Annotated in this window: 5 protein-coding genes and 1 pseudogene; 4 read left to right on the top strand and 2 right to left on the bottom strand. The window is 67.9% G+C overall.

The window, feature by feature from the left end; all coding sequences use genetic code 11:
- Positions 1-169: 169 nt before the first annotated feature.
- Both B0684_RS09770 and B0684_RS09765 read right to left on the bottom strand, forming a co-directional pair.
- Positions 170-1102 carry a carbohydrate kinase family protein gene (locus B0684_RS09770; protein WP_018650465.1) on the bottom strand — a complete coding sequence of 311 codons (933 nt, stop codon included), beginning with the start codon at positions 1100-1102 and terminating at the stop codon, positions 170-172.
- Between the two features lie 235 nt (positions 1103-1337).
- The gene (locus B0684_RS09765; RefSeq protein WP_018650464.1) at positions 1338-2669 is read right to left on the bottom strand and encodes an ethylbenzene dehydrogenase-related protein; all 1332 of its coding nucleotides are present in this window, start codon (positions 2667-2669) and stop codon (positions 1338-1340) included.
- 145 nt (positions 2670-2814) lie between these two features.
- On the opposite strand from B0684_RS09765, the gene B0684_RS13890 reads away from it, so the two are divergent.
- From B0684_RS13890 to B0684_RS09750, 4 genes and pseudogenes are all read left to right on the top strand, one after another.
- Positions 2815-2991 carry a hypothetical protein gene (locus tag B0684_RS13890; RefSeq protein WP_018168010.1) on the top strand — a complete coding sequence of 59 codons (177 nt, stop codon included), beginning with the start codon at positions 2815-2817 and terminating at the stop codon, positions 2989-2991.
- A gap of 155 nt (positions 2992-3146) precedes the next feature.
- Positions 3147-3718: pseudogene (locus B0684_RS09760) on the top strand (ABC transporter ATP-binding protein).
- Between the two features lie 18 nt (positions 3719-3736).
- Positions 3737-6097 (top strand): ABC transporter permease, encoded by a 2361-nt coding sequence (locus B0684_RS09755; protein ID WP_018650462.1) that lies wholly within the window; start codon positions 3737-3739, stop codon positions 6095-6097.
- Between the two features lie 468 nt (positions 6098-6565).
- Positions 6566-7759 (top strand): efflux RND transporter periplasmic adaptor subunit, encoded by a 1194-nt coding sequence (locus B0684_RS09750; protein ID WP_018650461.1) that lies wholly within the window; start codon positions 6566-6568, stop codon positions 7757-7759.
- Positions 7760-7764: the final 5 nt, after the last annotated feature.

The raw sequence follows: 7764 nt of genomic DNA, 5'->3' as shown, positions 1-7764 counted from the left end.
CCGGGATGACGGGGTATGGCGTTGCGGGCGGGATGACGGGGGGTGCGGTTGGTGCGGGCAGGGGGTGGCGGCGTTGTTGGCGCCATCCAGTCACAAAAAAGGCCCGGGCCGAGCGAACTCGGTCCGGGCCTTTTGCGTTCCCGGGCGAGTGCCCGGGGCGGCGGGGTGCTTAGTAGCGGTAGCCGAAGGCCTTTTCGAACTTGTCGGCGAACTCTTCGGCGGTGAAGTGGTGGTTCTGGGTGCCGGAGTGCGCGATCTTGATCGAGCCGATCAGCGAGGCGATACGGCCGGTGGTCTCCCAATCAAAACCCTTTTCCAGGCCGAACAGGATGCCGGCGCGGTAGGAGTCGCCACAGCCGGTCGGATCCTTGATCGCGGCCGGTTCGACCGACGGGATGGTGATCTTCTTGCCGCCGGTGTAGATGTCGGAGCCCTCGCCACCGCGCGTGACGATCATGGCGTCGACCATCTCGGCCAGCTGTTCCAGGCTCAGGCCAGTGCGGTCGGCGGTCAGCTGCGCTTCGTAGTCGTTGAACGCGGCGTAGGTGGCGTTCTCCATGAAGCGCTTCAGGTCGTCGCCGTCGAACATCGGCAGGCCCTGGCCCGGGTCGAACATGAACGGGATGCCGGCGTCGGCGAATTGCTGGGCGTGCTCGATCATGCCGTCACGGCCGTCCGGGGAGACGATGCCGACCTTGATGCCGTCGGCGTCGGTGACCTTCTGCTGGTGCGAGAAGCCCATCGCGCCCGGGTGGAAGGCGGTGATCTGGTTGTCGTCCTGGTCGGTGGTGATGAAGGCCTGACCGGTGTAGGTGTCCTTCAGCTCCTTGACGAACTTGCGCGAGATGGCGTGCTTGTCCATCCAGTCGGCATACGGGGTGAAGTCGCCGCCCACGGTGGCCATGATGGTCGGGTCCGCGCCCAGCAGCTTCATGTTGTAGGCGATGTTGCCGGCGCAGCCGCCGAACTCGCGGCGCATGTCCGGGACCAGGAAGGACACATTCAGCATGTGCACCTTGTCCGGGAGGATGTGGTTCTTGAAGCGATCGGGGAACACCATGATGGTGTCGTAGGCCATGGACCCACAGATCAGTGCGGACATTGTTGCTCCTTAGCGTTGGCTGAAATCGTTGTCGTGCGCGCCTTTGAAGCCGGCACAGGACGTCCCGTGGCGCGCGCTGGAAGCCCGAATGGCGCGCCGGTCACGGGTCGTGCGATGTGCATAGGGTAAGTATTTGGGCGCAAAACAACAAATCAGGGGGGCTGCACGACGCCCGTCGAGTGCGTCCGCAGCCCCCTGAAGACGTGCCCGGACGGAGGTTCCGGGGCGGTTCGGCTCAGTCGTCCTGTTCGAGCAGGTGGCGTTCCATGTCGACGATGAAGTCTGGCAGGGTGTCGAGGTCGTGCTCGTCGCGGACGCCGAGCTCGCCTTCCAGCACCAGCGCCTGTCCGGGGTGCTTCTCGCTGTGGAGGAACTGATTGGTGATCTGGCCGGGATAGAATACCTCGATCTCGGTCCACTCCGGTTCCGCGTCGTCGAGGTTGCCGTCCACCCGGCGGGCCACGATGTCCGCGTCCTCGTTCTCCAGACCCAGGGTCTGCGGCAGCGAGACCAGATGCCAGCGGGCGCCCGCAGCACTGTGGACGGCGAAGGCCACGTTGTAGGTGCCGCCGTGTTCCAGCGTCTTGCTGTCGCGTTCGTTCGGGGCTTCCAGCGAACGCGTCAGGGCGATGCGCCAGGCACCGTCCTCGTAAGCGCCCGAGGCGCTGATGGCCCCGCGGCTGCCGCTCGGCTCCTGCAGGAAGCGTTGCGGGATGACGTCACCCTCTTCCCAGTCGTGGTCGGGGTCGAACGGGACCGCATTGTCTTCGGAGATGTAGTAGTGGTCATCCTGATCGTACTGGCGATCCAGCAGGGCCTCCCAGTCGAGGGAGCGTGAGCCGGTCTGCTCGGGGTCGAACATCCAGGCGGGCTGGTCCTGCTCGTCGTCCCAGTTGTCGGTGAACATGCTGTCCCCCTCGGAGGACAGCCGGTAGTGCAGCACGTAGTTGTTATCGGCGTAGCCCATGGGGTGGCTGCGATGCGAGCGCCACTGCCACAGATCGATAAAGCCCCCGGCTTTCTGCAGCTCCTCCAGGGCCCCGTCGTCCTTGATCTGGTCCCAGGACTTTTCCGTGGGGTCTTCGGTCGTGCGGGTCTGGGGCAGGTACTTGCGCACGTCGCTGCGGCCCAGTTCCTCACCCAGCTTGGGATGCTCGGTCACGGCCTCGGAGTCCACCTCGGAGGTCAGGCTGCGCATGCCCTCGTGGGCAGTCATCCAGCCGCCCAGGCGATCGAAGCCGTCGACCGCGCCGTCATCCAGCATCATGGAGATGCGGTCTTCGTACAGGCCATGTTCGTCAGGGCCGGGGCCGCCGGAACCGTAGCGGACCCAGTCGCCATCCTCGTAGCGCCACACCTGGTGATACCAGCTGGGATCGTCGGTCTCGTACTTGTAATGGATACGGAACTCTTCGTCGTTGTACACCGCGCCGACGCTCAGTACGGCGCTCCCGTCCTCCTCGGAGGGGATGTACACGTTGCGATCGGTATCGACCATGCGGGGTTCTGCCAGGCCGAGCCCCGGGACTGTTCCGGCGATCGCGATCACGAGCAGTGAACGTTTCATGGTAAATCCTTTCGTTCTGGGTGGGAATTCAATGTGACACCCAGTAGTTCTGGCAGTTCCGCCGGGGCCTTTTCCCCTTCGGCCAGAGTCCCCGGGGCTGGCCTGTGGCAGCATGGGGTCATTCCCGCGAGCGAGGGCGTGACTGATGAATCCGCGTGTACTGATCCCGATCCTGATCATCCTGCTGTTGTTGCTGAGCCTGTGGTCCATGAGCCTGGACGGCGACGGGGGCATCCTGCCCGGCGCGCCCGATACGGGTGCGGCACCGGCGGCCGAGCGCCTGGCCGATGGATCAGGATCGGTTGCGCCCCGGGCGGCATGAATACAGCCACGGCGCCCGCCCCGGATGCGCCGCACGCCGGGCGCGAAGTGATCTTCCGCGCCGCCGGGGTGACCAAGGTCTACCGCATGGGCGAGGTGACGATCCACGCCCTGCGCGGCGTGGACCTGGAGCTCTATACCGGCGAGCTGGTGGTGATGCTGGGGGCCTCGGGCTCCGGCAAGTCGACGCTGCTGAACATCATGGGCGGGCTGGATACCGCGTCCGAGGGCGAGGTGCGCTACCGCGACCAGGACCTGGCACAGGCCTCCGGGCGCACGCTGACGGCCTTTCGCCGTGACCATGTCGGCTTCGTGTTCCAGTTCTACAACCTGATCTCCAGCCTGACCGCGCGCGAGANNTCTCGCGCGACCCGATGCCACCGGAGGAGGCGCTGGCGCTGGTCGGGCTGGAGGACCGCATGGACCACTTTCCCTCGCAGCTCTCCGGCGGCGAGCAGCAGCGGGTGGCCATCGCCCGCGCGATCGCCAAGCAGCCGGCGGTGCTGCTGTGCGACGAGCCCACTGGCGCGCTGGACTCGAAGACCGGCATCCGCGTGCTGGAGGTGCTGCAGCATATCAACGAGCGCCTGGATACGACGGTGGCGATCATCACCCACAACGCGGTGATCGGCGAGATGGCCGATCGCGTGATCCACCTGAGTGACGGCCGCGTGAGCGAGATCCACGAGAATGCCAGCCGGCAGTCTCCTGCCTCGCTGCACTGGTAGCGGCGCCGGTCCCGTCTCGTGCGCGCCCTGAACCGCAAGATCCTGCGCGATCTCGGCCACCTGAAGGGCCAGGCGGCGGCCATCGCGCTGGTGATCGCCAGCGGGGTGATGACGCTGGTGATCGCGGTGACCAGCCTAGATGCCCTGACCATCACCAAGGAGCGCTTCTACTCCGAATACCAGTTCGCTGATGTGTTCGCGGAGATCACGCGCGCGCCGGAGAGCGCGGTGGAGCGCTTCCGCGATGCGCCGGGCATCAACCAGATCGAGACCCGCGTGCAGGCCCCGGTGCGTCTGGAGGTCGCCGGCTTCGACGACCCGATCCGGGGCACCATGCTTTCCCTGCCGGACGGGGGCGAGCCGCTGCTGAACCGGCTCTACCTGCGCGAGGGCCGGCTGCCGGAGCCCGGGCGCGAGCGCGAGGTGGTGGTCAGCGAGGCCTTCGCCGAGGCGCACGGGCTGGGCGCCGGGGATGCCCTGCGCGCGATCATCGACGGGCGCCTGACCGATCTCCAGATCAGCGGCATCGCGCTGTCGCCGGAGTTCGTCTACCAGATCAGCCCCACCGACCTGCTGCCGGACTACGAGCGCTACGGCATCCTGTGGATGAACCGCCGTGCGCTGGCGGCCGCCTACGGCATGGAGGGGGCGTTCAACTCCGTCACCGTGAGTCTGCAAGCGGGCGCCGATCCGGAGCCCGTGATCGAGACCATGGACCGCGCGCTGGCCCGCTACGGCGGTCTGGGCGCCTACGGGCGCGAGGACCAGTTCTCGCACCGCTTCCTGTCCGAGGAGCTGACCCAGCTGCGCGCCCAGGCGGCGATCCTGCCGACCATCTTCCTGGCGGTGGCGGCGTTTCTGCTGAACGTCGTGGTCGGACGCATCATCCGCTCGCAGCGCGAGCCGATCGCGGTGCTCAAGGCCTTTGGCTACGGCAATGGCGCGATTGCCGCGCACTACGGCCTGCTGACCGGCGGCATCGTGCTGGTGGGTTGTGCGCTGGGGCTCGCGTTCGGGGCCTGGGCCGCGCAGGGCCTGGCCGGCATCTACGCCGAGTACTTCCGCTTCCCGGAGATGAGCTTTCGCCTGCAGCCCTGGGTGATGGTGCTGGCGGTGGCCGTGGCGATGGGCGCGGCCATGCTCGGCACCTTCCGCGCGGTCTGGCAGGCGGTGCGCATGGCCCCGGCCGAGGCCATGCGCCCACCGGCACCGGAACGTTTTCACCGCGGCTGGATGGAGCGCACGGCGGCGTGGCGCGGGCTGGATCAGCCGACCCGCATCATCCTGCGCAACCTCGCGCGCCACCGGCTCAAGTCCGTGCTGTCGGTGATCGGCATCGGTCTGTCCGGTGGACTGCTGCTGATGGGCGCCTACCAGCTGAACGCCGTGGATCAGATGCTGGATACCCAGTACGGCCAGGTCCTGCAGATGGACATCGACCTGCAGTTCACCGACCCGGTGCCGTCGCGCGTGGCCGGGGAGCTGCGCCACGAGCCGGGTGTGCTGGCGGTGGAGACCTTCCGCGCGGTGCCGGTGCGGCTGGTCGGCGTGAACCGCGAAGAGCGCGTGCGCCTGCTGGGTCTGGACGCGGAACCGCGCCTGCGTCAGTTGCCGATGGCGGGCGGGCGCGGCCGCCTGCCGGACGAAGGCATCCTGCTGACCGACTACCTGGCGGAGCAGCTGGGGCTGCGCGTCGGCGATCCGGTGGAGCTGGAGATCCTGGAGGGACGCCGGCGCACGGTCTCGGTGCCGCTGGCCGGGGTGGTAGAGGAGCCGATCGGCGTTGGCGCCTACATGTACCGCCCGGCGCTGAATCGCCTGATCGGCGAGGGGCCGGCCGTCTCCGGAGCCTGGCTGCTGACCGACCGCGCGCAGGAGGACGCGCTGTTCGCGCGGCTGTCGGATCGCCCGCGCGTTGCCAGCGTCGGTCTGATCGCGGAAGCCGAGCGCAACATCCGCGAATACATCGGCGAGACCATTATCGTGTTCGCCCTGGTGTTCGTGGCGCTGGCGGTGTCCATCGCCTTCGCCGTGACCTACAACAACGCGCGCATCACCTATGCCGAACGCGCCCGTGACCTGGCGACGCTGGAGGTGCTCGGCTACTCGCGCGGACAGGTGAGCTGGATCCTGCTGGGCGAGATCGCCGTGCTGACGCTGGCGGCGATCCCGGTCGCCTGGCTCACCGGTACGGGTTTCGCCTGGCTGCTGAACCAGGCCTTCGCGATGGACCTGCTGCGCGTGCCGTTCGTGATCACGCCGCAGGCCTACGGCTTCGCCGCGCTGGGCATCCTGGTGGCGGCCAGCCTGACCGCGTTCCTCGCCTGGCGCCGCCTGCAGAGCCTTGACCGCGTGCAGGCCCTGAAGGCCGCGGAATGACATTCCGGAGGACCGCCCAACATTCGAGCAGGCCGGCCGTCATTGCGAGGAGCCGAAGGCGACGCGGCAATCTCCATCCGGAACCACCACAGCCGGATCTTGAACGCATTCCCAGCTTTCGGAGATTACTCGCTGCGCTCGCCTTTCAGGTCGGCCTGCGGCCGTTCAACGCGCTGCGCGCTTTTGTGCTTCGTCGCTGCGCTCCTCGCAATGACGGGTACGGATTTGGGTGGGTGCGGCGCGGGGCAGCGACGTAGGATGTGATGAGCGGAGCGAATCGCATCATCTGGAAGCCACGGGAATCCACCGATGCAAAAAGGTGGCAAAACCGTGGATACCGGCCATTCGCGCGGCTTCCCGGCGCCGTCTTGATGCGATTCGCTTCGCTCGTCGCATCCTACGTGTGGGGGGCGTGTTGCTCGGGGGTGGCCCTGGGCGCGTCGAGGCGGGATTTGCGAGACTGATGGCATGTTGATGAAAAAGCGGATCACGATCGGGCTGGTGGTGCTGGCGGGGGTGGCCGCACTGGTGTGGGCGCTGCGGCCGCAGCCGGTGCCGGTGTCGCTGAGCGAGGTGCGGGCCGGGGCGTTCGAGGAGACCGTGCGCGAGGAGGGGCGTACCCGGCTGCGCGACACCTACACGGTGTCGGCGCCGATTGCCGGCTATCTGCATCGGGTGGCGCTGGAGGAGGGCGACGCGGTGGCGCTGGGCGATACGCTGTTCCGCCTGGAGCCGTTGCCGACGCCAGCGCTGGATGCGCGCTCGCGCGAGCAGGCGCGCGAGAACCTGGCCGCCGCGCGTTCGCGGCTGCAAAGCGCGGAGGCGAACCTGGAGAACCTGCGGGCCGAGGCGCGGTTTGCCGAGTCCGAGTATCGCCGCCACCAGGAGTTGTTCGACCGCGGGGCGGTGTCCGCGACCGAGATGGAGCGCATGGAGACGATGCGCGACCGGGCGCGTTCCGCCGTGCGCGCGGGCGAGTCCGCGGTGGAGGTCGCCCGCAGCGAGATCGAGAGTGCCCGGGTGGTGCTGGATATCGCGAGCGGCCAGATGCCGGAATCCGAGGCGGATACCCTGTCCGTGCGTTCGCCCGCCGAGGGCGTGGTGCTGGAGCGCTACCGCTGCTGCGAGGGCACCATCGGCGCCGGCGAGCCGGTACTGGTCGTCGGCGATCTGGACGACCTGGAGGTGCAGGTGGACCTGCTGTCGATGGATGCGGTGCGCGTGGTAACGGGGATGCGCGTGCGCCTGACCGACTGGGGTCGCGACACGAAGCTGGACGCCACGGTGCGCCGTGTGCAGCCCTTCGGCTTCACCAAGATCTCCGCGCTGGGCGTGGACGAACAGCGTGTGCCGGTGATCCTCGATCTGGATGCGGTGGAGGCGCGCCTGGCCGGGCTGGCCGTTGGCTACCGCGTGGAGGCCGAGTTTCTGCTGTGGGAGGGTGACGACGTGCTGCAGGTGCCGACCAGTGCGTTGTTCCGCGACCGTGGCGACTGGTCGGTGTTCGTGGTCGAGGACGGGCGTGCGGAGCCGCGACGGGTCGAGGTGGGCCGCCGTTCCGGGTTCACCACGCAGATCCTTGAGGGCCTGGAGGCAGGCGAGCGCGTAGTTACCCGTCCGGGCGACCGCGTGCAGGCCGGTACCCGCGTCGTCGAAAACTGACCTGC

It is taken from the genome of Thioalkalivibrio versutus, assembly GCF_001999325.1.
GTDB lineage: Bacteria > Pseudomonadota > Gammaproteobacteria > Ectothiorhodospirales > Ectothiorhodospiraceae > Thioalkalivibrio > Thioalkalivibrio versutus.
The sequence above is the reverse complement of the archived record's forward strand: the minus strand, read 5'-3'. Positions and strand labels throughout refer to the sequence as shown.

Excerpts from the sequence above, each read along its gene's own strand:
- B0684_RS09770 (WP_018650465.1), bottom strand. The coding sequence starts at position 1,102 with ATGTCCGCACTGATCTGTGGGTCCATGGCCTACGACACCATCATGGTG.
- B0684_RS09765 (WP_018650464.1), bottom strand. The coding sequence starts at position 2,669 with ATGAAACGTTCACTGCTCGTGATCGCGATCGCCGGAACAGTCCCGGGG.
- B0684_RS13890 (WP_018168010.1), top strand. The coding sequence starts at position 2,815 with ATGAATCCGCGTGTACTGATCCCGATCCTGATCATCCTGCTGTTGTTG.
- B0684_RS09750 (WP_018650461.1), top strand. The coding sequence starts at position 6,566 with ATGTTGATGAAAAAGCGGATCACGATCGGGCTGGTGGTGCTGGCGGGG.